General features: G+C 70.5%; 13 protein-coding genes and 1 tRNA gene. 7 read left to right on the top strand and 7 right to left on the bottom strand.

Translation table 11 applies throughout. The annotated features are described in order from the left end of the window. Positions 1 to 6 precede the first annotated feature (6 nt). From pheA to ACFT4A_RS27580, 3 genes are all read left to right on the top strand, one after another. A complete protein-coding gene (gene pheA / locus ACFT4A_RS27590) occupies positions 7 to 939 on the top strand; it encodes a prephenate dehydratase (RefSeq protein ID WP_382834861.1) in 933 nt (310 codons plus the stop codon). 540 nt (positions 940 to 1,479) lie between these two features. After that, positions 1,480 to 2,757: a serine--tRNA ligase gene (gene serS, locus ACFT4A_RS27585; RefSeq protein ID WP_382834858.1), complete on the top strand. Its 1,278-nt coding sequence runs from the start codon at positions 1,480 to 1,482 to the stop codon at positions 2,755 to 2,757. Continuing rightward, positions 2,754 to 3,557: an HAD family hydrolase gene (locus ACFT4A_RS27580; RefSeq protein ID WP_382834855.1), complete on the top strand. Its 804-nt coding sequence runs from the start codon at positions 2,754 to 2,756 to the stop codon at positions 3,555 to 3,557. Before serS ends, ACFT4A_RS27580 begins: the two co-directional genes overlap by 4 nt. Before the next feature lie 21 nt (positions 3,558 to 3,578). Here ACFT4A_RS27580 and ACFT4A_RS27575 read toward each other — a convergent pair. The 6 genes from ACFT4A_RS27575 to ACFT4A_RS27550 form a co-directional block, all read right to left on the bottom strand. Continuing rightward, positions 3,579 to 3,683 (bottom strand) — tRNA-OTHER (locus ACFT4A_RS27575). A 269-nt stretch (positions 3,684 to 3,952) separates the two neighbouring features. Beyond that, positions 3,953 to 4,177: a hypothetical protein gene (locus ACFT4A_RS27570; protein WP_382834852.1), complete on the bottom strand. Its 225-nt coding sequence runs from the start codon at positions 4,175 to 4,177 to the stop codon at positions 3,953 to 3,955. Positions 4,178 to 4,279: 102 nt separating this feature from the next. Next, complete coding sequence (locus tag ACFT4A_RS27565) at positions 4,280 to 4,999, bottom strand: ABC transporter permease subunit (protein ID WP_382834849.1); 720 nt, start codon at positions 4,997 to 4,999, stop codon at positions 4,280 to 4,282. A 9-nt stretch (positions 5,000 to 5,008) separates the two neighbouring features. Continuing rightward, positions 5,009 to 5,920 carry an ABC transporter ATP-binding protein gene (locus tag ACFT4A_RS27560; RefSeq protein ID WP_184593781.1) on the bottom strand — a complete coding sequence of 304 codons (912 nt, stop codon included), beginning with the start codon at positions 5,918 to 5,920 and terminating at the stop codon, positions 5,009 to 5,011. After that, positions 5,917 to 6,834 (bottom strand): ABC transporter permease, encoded by a 918-nt coding sequence (locus ACFT4A_RS27555; RefSeq protein ID WP_261681004.1) that lies wholly within the window; start codon positions 6,832 to 6,834, stop codon positions 5,917 to 5,919. The genes ACFT4A_RS27560 and ACFT4A_RS27555 overlap by 4 nt, the downstream gene beginning before the upstream one ends. Then, positions 6,824 to 7,792: an ABC transporter ATP-binding protein gene (locus ACFT4A_RS27550; protein ID WP_382835016.1), complete on the bottom strand. Its 969-nt coding sequence runs from the start codon at positions 7,790 to 7,792 to the stop codon at positions 6,824 to 6,826. Before ACFT4A_RS27550 ends, ACFT4A_RS27555 begins: the two co-directional genes overlap by 11 nt. Positions 7,793 to 7,970: 178 nt before the next feature. Between ACFT4A_RS27550 and ACFT4A_RS27545 the strand changes: the two genes are divergently transcribed. The 4 genes from ACFT4A_RS27545 to ACFT4A_RS27530 all read left to right on the top strand — a co-directional run bounded on the left by ACFT4A_RS27545 (position 7,971) and on the right by ACFT4A_RS27530 (position 12,403). After that, positions 7,971 to 9,728, top strand: coding sequence for an SDR family oxidoreductase (locus ACFT4A_RS27545; protein ID WP_382834845.1), 1,758 nt, complete (start codon positions 7,971 to 7,973; stop codon positions 9,726 to 9,728). 152 nt (positions 9,729 to 9,880) lie between these two features. After that, the gene (locus ACFT4A_RS27540; RefSeq protein ID WP_382834842.1) at positions 9,881 to 10,429 is read left to right on the top strand and encodes an RNA 2'-phosphotransferase; all 549 of its coding nucleotides are present in this window, start codon (positions 9,881 to 9,883) and stop codon (positions 10,427 to 10,429) included. An 84-nt stretch (positions 10,430 to 10,513) separates the two neighbouring features. Continuing rightward, a complete protein-coding gene (locus tag ACFT4A_RS27535; RefSeq protein WP_382834839.1) occupies positions 10,514 to 11,416 on the top strand; it encodes an LLM class flavin-dependent oxidoreductase in 903 nt (300 codons plus the stop codon). Between the two features lie 117 nt (positions 11,417 to 11,533). Then, positions 11,534 to 12,403: a Cof-type HAD-IIB family hydrolase gene (locus tag ACFT4A_RS27530; RefSeq protein WP_382834836.1), complete on the top strand. Its 870-nt coding sequence runs from the start codon at positions 11,534 to 11,536 to the stop codon at positions 12,401 to 12,403. Positions 12,404 to 12,441: 38 nt separating this feature from the next. Here ACFT4A_RS27530 and ACFT4A_RS27525 read toward each other — a convergent pair whose 3' ends face one another. Beyond that, the gene (locus tag ACFT4A_RS27525) at positions 12,442 to 13,494 is read right to left on the bottom strand and encodes a M23 family metallopeptidase (protein WP_382834833.1); all 1,053 of its coding nucleotides are present in this window, start codon (positions 13,492 to 13,494) and stop codon (positions 12,442 to 12,444) included. Positions 13,495 to 13,521: the final 27 nt, after the last annotated feature.

The raw sequence follows: 13,521 nt of genomic DNA, 5'->3' as shown, positions 1-13,521 counted from the left end.
GAGGTCATGCCAGCGAGCTATGCGTATCTCGGCCCTGAGGGCACCTTCACCGAAGTCGCCCTGCGCACGCTTCCCGAGGCCGCCACCCGGGAACTCACCCCGTACGTCTCCGTCCAGTCCGCGCTCGACGCCGTACGCACCGGCGAGGCCGAGGCCGCGTTCGTGCCGATCGAGAACTCCGTCGAGGGCGGCATCACCACCACCCTCGACGAGCTGGTCGCCGGCGCCCCGCTGATGATCTACCGCGAGGTGCTGCTGTCGATCACCTTCGCGCTGCTGGTCCGCCCGGGCACCAAGCTGTCGGACATCAAGACGGTCTCCGCACACCCGGCCGCCCAGCCGCAGGTGCGCAACTGGCTGAAGAAGCACCTCCCGGACGCGCACTGGGAGTCGGCCGCCTCGAACGCGGACGCCGCCCGGCTGGTCCAGGAGGGCCAGTACGACGCCGCCTTCGCGGGCGAGTTCGCGGCCGCCCGCTACGGCCTGGAGGCCCTGGAGACGGGGATCCACGACGCGGAGAACGCCCAGACACGGTTCGTGCTGGTCGGCCGGCCCGCCCGGCCCGCGGCGCCGACCGGCGCGGACAAGACGTCCGTCGTGCTGTGGCAGCGCGACGACCACCCCGGCGGTCTGCGCGACCTGCTGGGCGAATTCGCCACGCGCGGCATCAACCTGATGCTGCTCCAGTCCCGGCCCACCGGCGCGGGCATCGGCAATTACTGCTTCTGCATCGACGCCGAGGGCCATATCTCCGACCGCCGGATGGCCGATGCCCTGAAGGGTCTGAAGCGGATCTGCCTCCAGGTGCGTTATCTCGGCTCCTATCCGCGCGCGGACATGGGGCCCGGGGATGTCCAGCCGCCGCGGCTGGGGACGTCGGACGAGGAGTTCGTGGAGGCGGCGGACTGGGTGGCGCGATGCCAGGACGGCCGGTTCTAGGCAGGTTCCAGGCAGGTTCTAGGCTGTCGTACCTGCTGATTGTCGTTATCCACAGAAGTTATCCACAGGTGAGCTTCTCGACCTGGGGACAAGTCGACAACGAAGCGTGAGTCAGTCGACAAATCGCCCTACAGGCCCCTGATGCGTCCATCGACGGGCAGGTCACCCTTCGTCCACCGTTTTCCTTTGCGTAACTCTTCGGGGTGACCTGATTCCACTCGAAAGTGAGGATAGAGCGGGTTTACACCGGGAATTCTGAGGGGCGGGCAGACCTTCCGGAGTGATCAATTCCGAAGTCCACAGATCTTCCACACAGCCTGTGGATAACTCTTCGCCGGGTGTGGATCCCTGTGGACAACTGAACCCCAAGTCCCTTCCCCCGCAAGGGATTCGAGTCAACGCTGCGCCCCGCGGATGCCTCGTTCCGGGGAGAGGTGGGCTTTTTATTGACACTGCGCGCATTTCCCCCATAACGGTACGTAATGCGCAGCCGGAATAGTGAGTCGTGAACGGTCACCCCACACCGGTAGCCTTGGGCGCGTGATTGACCTTCGCCTGCTCCGTGAGGACCCCGACCGTGTGCGCGCCTCCCAGCGCGCCCGTGGAGAGGACGTCGCGCTCGTCGACGCCCTCCTCTCTGCCGACGAGCGGCGCAGGTCGTCCGGCGTCCGCTTCGACGAGCTGCGCGCCGAGCAGAAGGCGCTCGGCAAGCTCATCCCCAAGGCGGCCGGGGACGAGAAGGCCGAGTTGCTGAAGAAGGCGGGCCAGCTCTCCGCCGACGTCAAGGCGGCCGACGCGGACCGCGACGCGGCCGACACCGAGACCCAGGAGCTGCTCCAGAGGCTCGGCAACCTCGTCCACCCGGACGTGCCCGTGGGCGGCGAGGAGGACTTCGTCACGCTGGAGACGCACGGCACCATCCGTGACTTCGGCGCCGAGGGCTTCGAGCCCAAGGACCACCTGGAGCTCGGCCAGATCCTCGGCGCGATCGACGTCGAGCGCGGCGCCAAGGTCTCCGGCTCGCGTTTCTACTTCCTGACGGGCGTGGGCGCGCTCCTGGAGCTCGCCCTGGTGAACGCGGCGATGGCCCAGGCCACCGCGGCCGGCTTCACCCCGATGCTCACCCCGGCCCTGGTCCGCTCCCAGTCCATGGCGGGCACGGGCTTCCTCGGCCAGGCCGCCCAGGACGTCTACCACCTCGCCGACGACGACCTCTACCTGGTCGGCACGTCCGAGGTGGCGCTGGCGGCGTACCACATGGACGAGATCCTCGACGCCGACCGCCTCCCCCTGCGCTACGCGGGCTTCTCGCCCTGCTTCCGCCGCGAGGCCGGTTCACACGGCAAGGACACCCGGGGCATCTTCCGCGTGCACCAGTTCGACAAGGTCGAGATGTTCTCCTACGTCGCTCCGGAGGACTCGCAGGCCGAGCACCAGCGGCTGCTGGAGTGGGAGAAGCAGTGGCTGACCTCGCTCGAGCTGCCGTACCGCGTGATCGACGTGGCCAGCGCCGACCTCGGCTCCTCGGCCGCCCGCAAGTTCGACTGCGAGGCGTGGATCCCGACCCAGGGCAAGTACCGCGAGCTGACCTCGACCTCGGACTGCACCGAGTTCCAGTCCCGCCGGCTGTCGATCCGTGTCCGTGACGGCAAGCAGGTCAAGCCGCTGGCCACGCTCAACGGCACCCTGTGCGCCGTACCGCGCACGATCGTGGCGATCCTGGAGAACCACCAGCAGCCCGACGGCTCGGTGCGCGTGCCCGAGGTGCTGCGCCCGTACCTGGGCGGCCGGGAGGTCCTGGAGCCGGTGGCCAAGTGACCACAGGTTTCCCCTACAAGCTGGTCGCCACCGACCTCGACGGGACGCTGCTGCGTTCCGACGAGTCGGTGTCGCACCGCACCCGTGACGCGCTCGCGGCGGCCACCGCCGCGGGCGCCGCGCACATCGTCGTCACCGGCCGCGCGGTCCCGTGGACCCGGCACATCCTCGACGACCTGGGCTACCAGGGGCTGGCCGTCTGCGGCCAGGGCGCGCAGGTGTACGACGCCGGTGCCCACCGCCTGCTGACGTCGGTGACGCTGGACCGGCAGCTGGCCGGGGTGGCGCTGGCCAAGATCGAGGCGGAGGTCGGCCCGCTGTATCTGGCGGCGAGCCGCGACGGTCTCGACGGAGAGATCCTGGTGGGCCCCGGCTACGCGGTCCAGGGCACCCTCCCCGCGACCCCCTTCACGGACGCGTCGGACCTGTGGACCGCGCCCCTGAACAAGATGTACATCCAGCACCCGACGCTGTCGGACGACGAACTGTGCGAGGTGGCCACGCGCACCGCCGGCGGTTTCGTCACCGTCGTCATGGCGGGCGAGGGCATCGTCGAACTCCTCCCCCTGGGCCTGTCCAAGGCCACCGGCCTGTCCCTGGCGGCCCGTCGGCTCAAGGTGAAGGCGGCCGACACGATCGCCTTCGGCGACATGCCCAACGACATACCGATGTTCGCCTGGTCCTCCTACGGCGTCGCCATGGCGGACGCCCACGAGGAGTTGAAGGCCGTGGCGGACGAGGTGACGTCCTCGAACGAGGAGGACGGGATCGCTGTGGTGCTGGAGCGGTTGCTGGGCTGAGCCTTCGGGGCTTACGTGGGGCGGAGGATGCACGGATCGAACGTGCGCGGGCTCTGAAGCCCGACCGCGACTCGCTTCTGATCAAACACAGCGCAAGCCGGTGCCTTACCGCTCGGCCAATCCTCCGGGTGGGCGGCCCACGCGAGTGCGAATTCGCGTGCTCGAAGCGGCCGCCCCGGGCAGCTCCCCGTATGGGGCGAGCTCTACGGAGTGGGGTAGCGACTACTCCGGAACCCGCCGCGGGCTGCCCTGAAGGGAGCTGGACGTACTGCCGTGCATGGGCATCGTCCCGCTCCTCTCCCAGAACTCGGCGCCGGACTTCCTTGCCCGGCGGGGTGAACACAACCACTCTGCCCGCCGGGCGAATTGGACGCCACCGATTAAATCGCCCGGCCTCAGCGCCTGCGCCACCTGCGCCGCCGGACCTTGCTGAAGAACCAGCCCGCGGGCGGCTCGTCGGAGCGCCAGGGCTGCGGCTCCGGCTCCTCACGGCGCCAGCGCTCGGCGAGCATCCGGGCCCGGGCGGACGGCTCGGAGGTCTCGGCGGAGCGTATGAAGTCGTCGTCCAGAACGAGGTCGTCCCAAGCGTCGTCCTCATGCTGAGCCTTGTCGCCCGCCATCCCGGTCTCCTCCCAGCCGTCCAACTCCCGTGTGGTGCCCCTACATCCCGTTTGCCCAGTGTGCCCCGACCGAGGTGAAGCCCCCGTCAAGGCCCGGGCCCGTCACTCCTCGCCGGCGAGCTTCAGCGAGCGCAGCTTCTGGCCGGCGTACCAGGTGGCCAGGACGGTGACGCCCACCAGCAGCACCGTCGCCGTGGTCAGGCCGACGTCCGAGGTCACCAGGTCCCCGCCGGACACCTTCTGGGCCACGGCCAGCGACCACTGCTGGACGCTCAGCGTGCGGGCGCCCGGCACCAGGGAGCCGAACAGGGCCTCCCAGACCAGCGCGTAGACGAGACCGAACACCACCGCGTGCCGGGAGACCGTGCCGAGCAGCAGGAACATCGCCGCGTACGCGATGGAGGCGACCAGGGCCGCGACCGTGTAGGCCACGGCGATCTGCTGGCCGTTGCCGTTCAGGATGAACCCGGCGATGAGCGTCGGCACCGCGGAGAACACCATCGTCACGGCGACGGCGACGATCAGCTTGGTGAAGATGATGGTCGGCCGCTTGATCGGCTTGGACAGCAGGTACACCACCGAGCCGTCGTCGATCTCCGGGCCGATCGCGCCGGTTCCGGCGATGACGCCGATCAGCGGCACCATCGTGGCGAGGGCGAGGCCGCCCAGCAGGTCCGAGGCCGTCTGGTCGTCCGCCCCGGCGAGACCGCGCACCGCCACGGCGATGGCGATCAACAGCAGGGGCAGGGCACCGAGGATGAGGGCCCGGCGCCTGCCGAGCAGGGCCCGGTAGGTGAGCCGGGCGACTGTGGGGTCATACATCAGGGCCTCCTACGCCGCGACCAGGTACGAGAAGACGGACTCGAGGGACTCGTCGGACGGCGAGACCGTGAGCAGGCGGATGCCGTGCTCGCGCGCCACACGCGGCAGCAGAGCCGTGAAGCGGCCGAAGTCGACGGCCTGGATGCGCAGCGCGCCCTCGGCGTGGTCGACCTCGATCCCGGACGTCGACGGGTCGGCGATCAGCGCGGCCGCGAGGGCGCGGTCGTCGCTGGAACGCACCAGGTAGCGGTGCGGCCGGTCGGTCATCAGGCGCCGGATCTTGCGGAAGTCACCGCTCGCGGCGTGCCGGCCGGCGACGACGACCTCGATGTGCCAGGCGAGTTGCTCGACCTCTTCGAGGATGTGGGACGAGAACAGCACCGTGCGGCCCTCGTCGCCCATGCGGCGCAGCAGGTCCATCAGCTGCATGCGCTGGCGCGGGTCCATGCCGTTGAAGGGTTCGTCCAGCAGGAGCAGGGACGGGTCGTGGACCAGCGCGGAGGCCATCTTCACGCGCTGGCGCATGCCCTTGGAGTACGTCTGGATCTTGCGGTCCTGCGCGTACTCCATCTCGACCGTGGCCAGCGCCTTCTGGGCCGCCTTCGCGCCCAGGCCGTGCAGTTCGGCGTTGGCCAGGACGAACTCCTTCCCGGTGAGGAAGTCGTACATCGCCTCGCGCTCGGGGACGACGCCGATGTGCCGGTAGATCTGCTCGTTGCGCCACACGGGCTGTCCGTCGAGGGTGACCGTGCCGGTGGAGGGGGCCAGGAAGCCGCCCATCATGTTGATGAGGGTGGACTTTCCGGCGCCGTTGGGGCCGAGGAGGCCCGTGACGCCGGGGCCGATGGTCATGGTGATGTCGTTGACGGCGACCACGTTGCCGAACCAGCGGGAGACATGGTCGATGGAGAGCGTGGTCACAGTCCCACCTTCTTGTAGCGGCGCATCAGGAGGCCGTAGCTCGCCGCGATCAGGCCCAGGGCGACGAGGACGAAGACCACGCCCTCGGCGTTGCTCGGGCCCACCCCGCCGGGGAAGGCGGAGGTCGCGCCCAGGAACGCGGACTGCACCCCGTCGACGAGCGTGATCGGCGAGAACAGCCCGATCAGCGGCACGGCGTCGCTGCTGCCCTGGACGTCGGCGATGGCCTGCAGGGTGGAGACCGCGCCGTAGGTGATGGTCAGCACGGCGATCACGGCCGCGATGCCGAAGCCGCGGCGCGGGGTGAAGGACGCGATGACCAGGCCGATGCCGGCGAACAGCAGTGAGAGCAGTGCCACGGAGACGAGCCCCTGTGCGAATCCCTTGGTCTGGTCGGCGAAGTCGAGCTCGGCCAGCAGCGCGCCCACATAGAGCACGAGCAGGGGAGCGGCCGTGAGGACGAACAGCGCCGAGGCCAGCGCCGCGAACTTGGCGCGGACGTAGTCGGCGGTCTCGATGGGCCGCGAGAAGTACAGCGGCACGGTCTTGAAGCGCAGGTCCCGCGAGACGGACTGGGGTGCCTGCGAGGCGACGTACAGGCTGATGACCGCCTGCATGACGATCGCGTAGCGCGTGTAGTCCACGGGCAGGGCGTTGGCCTTGGTGGCGACCGCGACGGCGACCATGATGGCCGCGGGCACGCACATCACCACGAACAGCAGCATCGGCAGCACCTTGGACTTCACCGAGCGGCCGAGGCCGTAGGAGCCGCGCAGGGACTGCGAGTACAGGGAGCGGCGGGCGTAGGCGCGGCCCAGGCGGGGGCCGTCGTAGCTGCGGTAGCCGATGTTGTGGATGCGGGTCTGGTCACCCGGTGCCGGGGCGGATGTCCCCGTGGAGTGCTCAACCGCCATGGCCGACCGCCTCCTTCCGCTGCTCGCGCTCGTCGCTGCTCGTGAAGACCTCGGAGATGTGGTGCCGGCGCTGCTCCATGCGCACCAGGCCGAGTCCGAGGTCGGCGATCACGTCCCGGACCAGGTCGTACGTCTCCTCGCCCTGGGCGGTGAGCAGCAGGACGTGGCCGGCGCCCGGCAGGCCGCTGCCGTCCTCGACGCTCACCCCGCGCGCGTGCAGCGCGTCGCGCACCGCGCGGGTGCCGTCGGGGTGCTCGTCGGTGTCGGTGACCTCGATCGCGAGGGTCGTGGTGATCTGCGTGAAGTCCGTGGTGGAGCTGGAGCGCAGGAGCTTGCCGCCGTCGATGACGACGACGTGGTCGCAGGTGCGCTCCAGTTCGCCCAGCAGGTGCGAGGTGACCAGGACCGAGATGCCGAAGTCGGTGTGGATCCGGCGGATCAGGCCGAGCATCTCGTCGCGGCCGACCGGGTCGAGGCCGTTGGTCGGCTCGTCCAGGAAGACCAGCTGCGGGTCGTGCACCAGGGCCTGGGCGAGCTTGACGCGCTGTTTCATGCCGGTCGAGTAGCCGCCGATGGGGCGGTAGCGCTCCTCGTACAGGCCGACGTGGCGCAGGGTGTCGGCCGTGCGTTCGCGCGCCGCGGTGGGCGGCAGGCCGGACATGCGCGCCATGTGGACGACGAACTCGGTGGCCGAGACGTCCGGCGGCAGGCAGTCGTGCTCGGGCATGTAGCCGACCCGCTCGCGGATGTCGGCACCCTTGGTGGCGACATCCAGGCCGAGCACGTCGGCGCGGCCCTCGGTGGCGGGGGACAGACCCAGCAGGATCTTGATCAGTGTGGACTTGCCGGCTCCGTTGGCTCCGACGAGTCCGGTCACACCGGGCCCGACGTCCACGGAGAGCCGGTCAAGCGCGGTCACCCTCGGGAACCGCTTGCTCAGGCTTTCGGTCGCGATCACAGTCACCCTTCGAAGGTAGGGGCCGCGGGCGTGGCGGTCGTCACTCCGCAGAGCTGTATTCGGGTCACCCTCGAGTAGTACGCGCCCTTAGGGGACCTGCTGCCTGAGAGTTACCACGACCGGGGAGCAGCCCCTCCACGCTATTGACGATTTCTCTAACAACTGTCAGATTCGCCGGATGACGTTGCTCACGGGCGCGCGGGAGCGCTGGGTACGGACCGGCGAAGTCGAGCTGTGCGTGGCCGAGCTGGGCGATCCCCGTCGCCCGACGGTCGTCCTCGTGCACGGCTACCCCGACAGCAAGGAAGTGTGGTCCGAGGTCGCCGCCCGTCTCGCCGGGCGATTCCACGTGGTGGCGTACGACGTCCGCGGCCACGGCCGGTCGACGGCGCCGCGGCCGCTGCGGGGCGGGTTCACGCTGGAGAAGCTGACGGACGACTTCCTGGCCGTCGCGGACGCGGTCAGTCCGGACCGGCCCGTGCACCTGGTCGGGCACGACTGGGGCTCGGTGCAGGCCTGGGAGTTCACCACCGTCCGGCGCACCGAGGGCCGCGTCGCCTCCTTCACCTCCATGTCCGGGCCGTCCCTGGACCACTTCGGACACTGGATCGACCGGCGTATGAAGCGGCCCACCCCGCGCCGGGTCGGCCAGCTCCTCGGGCAGGGCGCGAAATCCTGGTACGTGTACCTGCTGCACACGCCCGTGCTGCCCGAGCTGGCCTGGCGCGGCCCGCTCGGCAAACGTTGGCCGAAGGTCCTGGAGCGGGTCGAGAAGGTCCCGCGCGGCGACTACCCGACCTCGTCCCTGCCGTCGGACGCGGCGCACGGCGCCTGGCTGTACCGGGACAACGTGCGGCCCCGGCTGCGCAGGCCGCGCCCGGACGCGCACGCCCACGCGCCCGTGCAGCTCATCACGCCCCTGGAGGACCGGTTCCTGTCGGAGCAGCTCCACGACGAGCTGGAGCAGTGGGTTCCGCGGCTCACCCGCAGGACGCTCCCGGCGGGGCACTGGATCCCGCGCACCCGTCCGGATCAGCTCGCTTCGTGGATCGGGGATTTCGTGACGTCCGTCGAGGACGGCCGGTCCCCGGCGGTAGCGGACGGGAAGCACGCCGAGCGGTTCGCCGGGCAGCTCGTACTGGTCACCGGGGCGGGCAGCGGCATCGGTCGGGCGACGGCGCTCGCCTTCGCGGAGTCGGGCGCGCGCGTGCTGGCCGTCGACCGGGACGCGGAGGCGGCGGCCCGCACCGCCGAATCGTCCCGTCTCATGGGCGCCGCGGCGGCCTGGGCGGAGACGGCCGACGTCTCCGACGAGCAGGCCATGGAGAAGCTCGCCGAGAAGGTCACCCTCGAGTACGGGGTGGTGGACGTCCTGGTGAACAACGCCGGGATCGGGCTGTCCGGGTCCTTCTTCGACACCACGCCGGAGGACTGGAAGAAGGTCCTCGACGTCAATCTGTGGGGCGTGATCCACGGCTGCCGGCTCTTCGGCCGGCGGATGGCCGACCGCGGGCAGGGCGGCCACATCGTCAACGTGGCCTCTGCGGCGGCGTACCTGCCGTCCCGGGCCCTGCCCGCCTACAGCACCTCCAAGGCGGCCGTGCTGATGCTCAGCGAGTGCCTGCGCGCGGAGCTCGCCGGGCAGGGGATCGGCGTCACGGCGGTCTGTCCCGGCATCGTCAACACCGCCATCACGTCGACGGCGCACTTCGCCGGGGCCGACACCCAGGAGGAGGCGAAGCTCCAGCGGCGCGCCGCCCGTCTGTACGGGCTGCGGAACTATCCGCCGGAGAAGGTGGCCGCCGCGATCCTGCGTGCGGTGGTACGTGACGAGGCGGTGGTTCCGGTCACGCCGGAGGCACGGGGTGCGCGGGTGCTGTCGCGGCTGGCGCCGGGGGTGTTGCGGGGGATCGCGCGGATGAAGCCGCCGATGTGAAAGGCTGCGCGGCGGGACCAAGGCCCTTGTTTTGAGGGCCTGTTGTCCACAGAACCGCCAATTTCCCTGTGGATAACCATACTTGGCTGTGGATCAAACCTCGGAAGCAATACTCGATCGCGTGATTCCCGTCTCTCCCGCACTCTGGTGGGATGGACGAAAGACGCACCGTCAAGGTGTCGAAGTATCTCTCGAAGCATCTGCGCCACCAGCCGGAGCGGATCGGGCTGGCGCTCGACGAGGGCGGCTGGGTGGAGATCGACACACTGATCGCAGCGGCCGCCGCGCACGGCTTCCGGTTCACCCGCGATGAACTGGACCATGTCGTCATCACCAACGACAAGCGCCGTTTCGCCGTCGAGGGCACCCGGATCCGCGCCAGCCAGGGCCACAGCGTCGAGGTCGACCTCGGGCTGCCGCCGGCGACCCCGCCCGCGCACCTCTACCACGGCACCGTCGCCCGCCACCTGGACGCGATCCGGGTCGAGGGGCTCAGGCCGATGAACCGGCACGACGTGCATCTCTCACCCGACCGCGAGACGGCGACGCGCGTCGGTGCCCGGCGGGGCCGGCCGATCGTGCTGACGGTGGACACGGCCGCCATGCACCACGACGGCCATGTCTTTCGCGTGAGCGCGAACGGCGTGTGGCTGACCGCGGCCGTACCGCCGCGCTATCTCCGCTTCCCCGCACCCCACTGACCTGCTGAGCGTGACCAGCCGCCCACCGTGACTTGTTTCACGTGAAACACGGGTGGCCCGCAGGGCTCCTTTAGTCTCGATGCCATGAGTCTGCATCTGAGCACCGTGATCCTCCCGTACCGCCGCTGGAACGAAGGCGGCCGTACGGCCTGGACGCGCGCCGAGCAGCTCGGCTTCCACACCGCCTACACCTACGACCATCTGTCCTGGCGCAGCTTCCGGGACGGCCCGTGGTTCGGTGCCGTGCCGACCCTCACCGCCGCCGCGGCCGTCACCGAGCGGCTTCGGCTCGGCACGCTGGTGACCTCGCCGAACTTCCGGCACCCGGTGACCCTCGCCAAGGAGCTGATCTCCCTGGACGACATCTCCGGCGGACGGGTCACGCTGGGCATCGGCGCGGGCGGCTCCGGCTTCGACGCCACCGCGCTCGGCCAGGACCCGTGGACCCCGCGCGAGCGCGCCGACCGCTTCGCCGAGTTCGTCCCGCTGCTCGACCGGCTGCTCACCGAGGACACGGTGTCGTACGAGGGCGACTTCTACTCGGCTCACGAGGCACGGAACATCCCCGGCTGTGTGCAGCGCCCCCGGCTGCCGTTCGCAGTCGCCGCGACCGGTCCGCGCGGGATGCGGCTCGCCGCCCGGTACGGCCAGGCCTGGGTGACCACCGGCGACCCCAAGCTGTACGAGAACGGCACCCCCGAGCAGTCGATCCAGGCCCTGCGCGGGCAGGCCGAGAAGCTGGCCGACACCTGCGCCGAGGTCGGCCGGGACATGACCGGCCTCGACCGGGTCCTGCTCACCGGGTTCACGCCGGACCGCACCGGCCCGCTCCAGTCGCTGGACGCCTTCGTCGACTTCGCCGGCCGGCACGCGGAACTGGGCTTCACGGAGCTGGTGATCCACTGGCCGATCCCGGACTCGCCCTTCGCGGCGGACGAGAAGGTCTTCGAGCAGATCGCCATGGAGGCACCGGCGCAGTTGCGCTGAGGCCTCTGAGGGCTCCTTCCGGGGCTCCTGCCTCGGGAAAGCCCTGGTGGGAGCGGCATCCACTCACCTGTGCGGAGCCCCGCACGACCGTGCGGGCATCTGCGGGACAATGACCCGGTGACCTCAGCGACCCGACAGCCCGATACCGCGGCCGAGACCCTCCCGCCGCGGCTGATCGCCACCGACCTCGACGGCACCCTGCTGCGCGACGACAAGTCGGTGTCCCCCCGCACGGTGGCCGCGCTGGCCGCCGCCGAGGAGGCGGGCATCGAGGTCTTCTTCGTCACCGGCCGCCCGGCCCGCTGGATGGACGTCGTCAGCGACCATGTGCACGGCCACGGACTGGCGATCTGCGGCAACGGCGCCGCCGTGGTCGACCTGCACGGCGGCCCCGGCACCCACAAGTTCGTGAAGGTCCGGGAGCTGGAGCGGGAGAACGCGCTGGACGCCGTAGGGCTGCTGCGCGAGGCGGCTCCGGGCACGGTGTACGCGGTGGAGCAGACCTACGGCTTCTACCAGGAGCCGGCGTACCCGAAGCTGCACATGGAGATCCCCGACAGCCTCGCCCCGGCGGAGGAACTGCTGGGCCCGGACCACCGGGCGGCCGGGGAGCCGGTGCTGAAGATCCTGGCCTACCACCCGGACATCGACCCCGACGCCTTCCTGACCCTGGCCCGGCTCGCGATCGGCGACCGCGCCAGTGTGACCCGCTCCAGCCCCAGCGCCCTGCTGGAGATCAGCGGCCCGGGGGTGTCCAAGGCCAGCACGCTCGCCCTGTGCTGCGCCGAGCGCGGGATCTCGCACGAGGAGGTCGTCGCCTTCGGCGACATGCCGAACGACGTCGAGATGCTGACCTGGGCCGGCCGGTCGTACGCGATGGGCAACGCCCACCCGGACGTGATCGCCGCGGCCTCGGGACGGACGGTCGCGAACAACGAGGACGGGGTCGCGGTCGTGATCGAGCAGCTGGTGGCCGAGCGGGTGTAGCTGTCGCCCGCTGTTTCGGAAGCGGTCGAGCCGCTCCGTCAGAGCGACACCCCGCGCGCCTCCAGCCAGGACACCGGGTTCACCGCCGAGCCCATCTCCGGTGTGACCCGGGTCTCGAAGTGCAGATGCGGTCCGGTGGAGTTGCCCGTGGTGCCCGACTGGCCGATCCACTGGCCGGGGCTGACCTCCTCCCCCTGGTCGACCGCGACGGACGCGAGATGGGCGTACTGCGTGTAGTAGCCGCCCGCGTGCTTCAGCACGATCTCGATGCCGAAGGGGCCGCCGCAGGACACCCTCACCACCCGGCCCGTACCCACGGAGCGTACGGGCGTGCCGATCGGCACCGCGAAGTCCTGCCCGGTGTGCCGGCTCGACCACCGCGCCCCGCCGCTGCCGTAGGACGCGGACAGCTCGTACGTCTCCACGGGCGCGACCCACGCACTCGTGAACCCGGTCTCCGGCTGGTCGAGCCGGACGGCCCCACGGCACGCCCCGGCGGCGACCGAGGCGTCCGCCTGCCCCTGGAGCTTTGAGCGGGCCTCCTCGAGCTTCTGCTCGATGCCCGCCTTCAGATCGGCCAGTTGGACGTTCCGCTTCTCCAGCGCCTCCCACGCGGCGGCGGCCTTGGCCTCGTCCGCGGTGAGCCGTGCCTCGGCCCGGCGGCTCTTGGAGATCGCGTTGTTCACGGCGAGGTTCGTCTGCGAGAAGGCGTGCTGACCTCGCATCAGGTCGTCGGGGCTGTTCGCGAGGATCATCTGCGCGGCCACCGGCAGACCACCACTGCTCCGGTACTGGGCACGGGCGATCCGGCCCAGGTCCTCGTTCAGGCCCGCGATGTGCCGCCGCTGCGTGTCCAGGAGAGCCTCCGCCCGCTGCGCCTTGGCCCGCTGCCCGTCGGCCTCCTTGCGACCGGCCTCGTACAGCTGCGTCGCCACCGCCGCGTCCTCGTACAACCGCGCCACCTGGGCGCTGATGCCCGTGTCCTCGCCGCCCCCGGGCTCCTTGTCCGCCGCCGTCGGCCGGGCCGCGAGAACCGCCAGCCCGCACAGCAGGACCGGAACCAGCAGGCGATAGCGGCGATATGAGCGCATGTCAGCGATCCTCGCCCAGCATCGCGG

The sequence above is a fragment of the Streptomyces sp. NPDC057099 genome, from assembly GCF_042671245.1.
Lineage (GTDB): Bacteria > Actinomycetota > Actinomycetes > Streptomycetales > Streptomycetaceae > Streptomyces > Streptomyces purpurascens.
Note: the sequence above shows the minus strand (reverse complement) of the source record. Positions and strands in the feature narration are given on the sequence as shown.

Bases quoted from the DNA above. Each gene is read 5' to 3' on its own strand.
- pheA (WP_382834861.1), top strand. From the start codon at position 7: ATGCCAGCGAGCTATGCGTATCTCGGCCCTGAGGGCACCTTCACCGAA.
- ACFT4A_RS27570 (WP_382834852.1), bottom strand. From the start codon at position 4,177: ATGGCGGGCGACAAGGCTCAGCATGAGGACGACGCTTGGGACGACCTC.
- ACFT4A_RS27565 (WP_382834849.1), bottom strand. From the start codon at position 4,999: ATGTATGACCCCACAGTCGCCCGGCTCACCTACCGGGCCCTGCTCGGC.
- ACFT4A_RS27555 (WP_261681004.1), bottom strand. From the start codon at position 6,834: ATGGCGGTTGAGCACTCCACGGGGACATCCGCCCCGGCACCGGGTGAC.
- ACFT4A_RS27545 (WP_382834845.1), top strand. From the start codon at position 7,971: ATGACGTTGCTCACGGGCGCGCGGGAGCGCTGGGTACGGACCGGCGAA.
- ACFT4A_RS27540 (WP_382834842.1), top strand. From the start codon at position 9,881: ATGGACGAAAGACGCACCGTCAAGGTGTCGAAGTATCTCTCGAAGCAT.
- ACFT4A_RS27535 (WP_382834839.1), top strand. From the start codon at position 10,514: ATGAGTCTGCATCTGAGCACCGTGATCCTCCCGTACCGCCGCTGGAAC.
- ACFT4A_RS27525 (WP_382834833.1), bottom strand. From the start codon at position 13,494: ATGCGCTCATATCGCCGCTATCGCCTGCTGGTTCCGGTCCTGCTGTGC.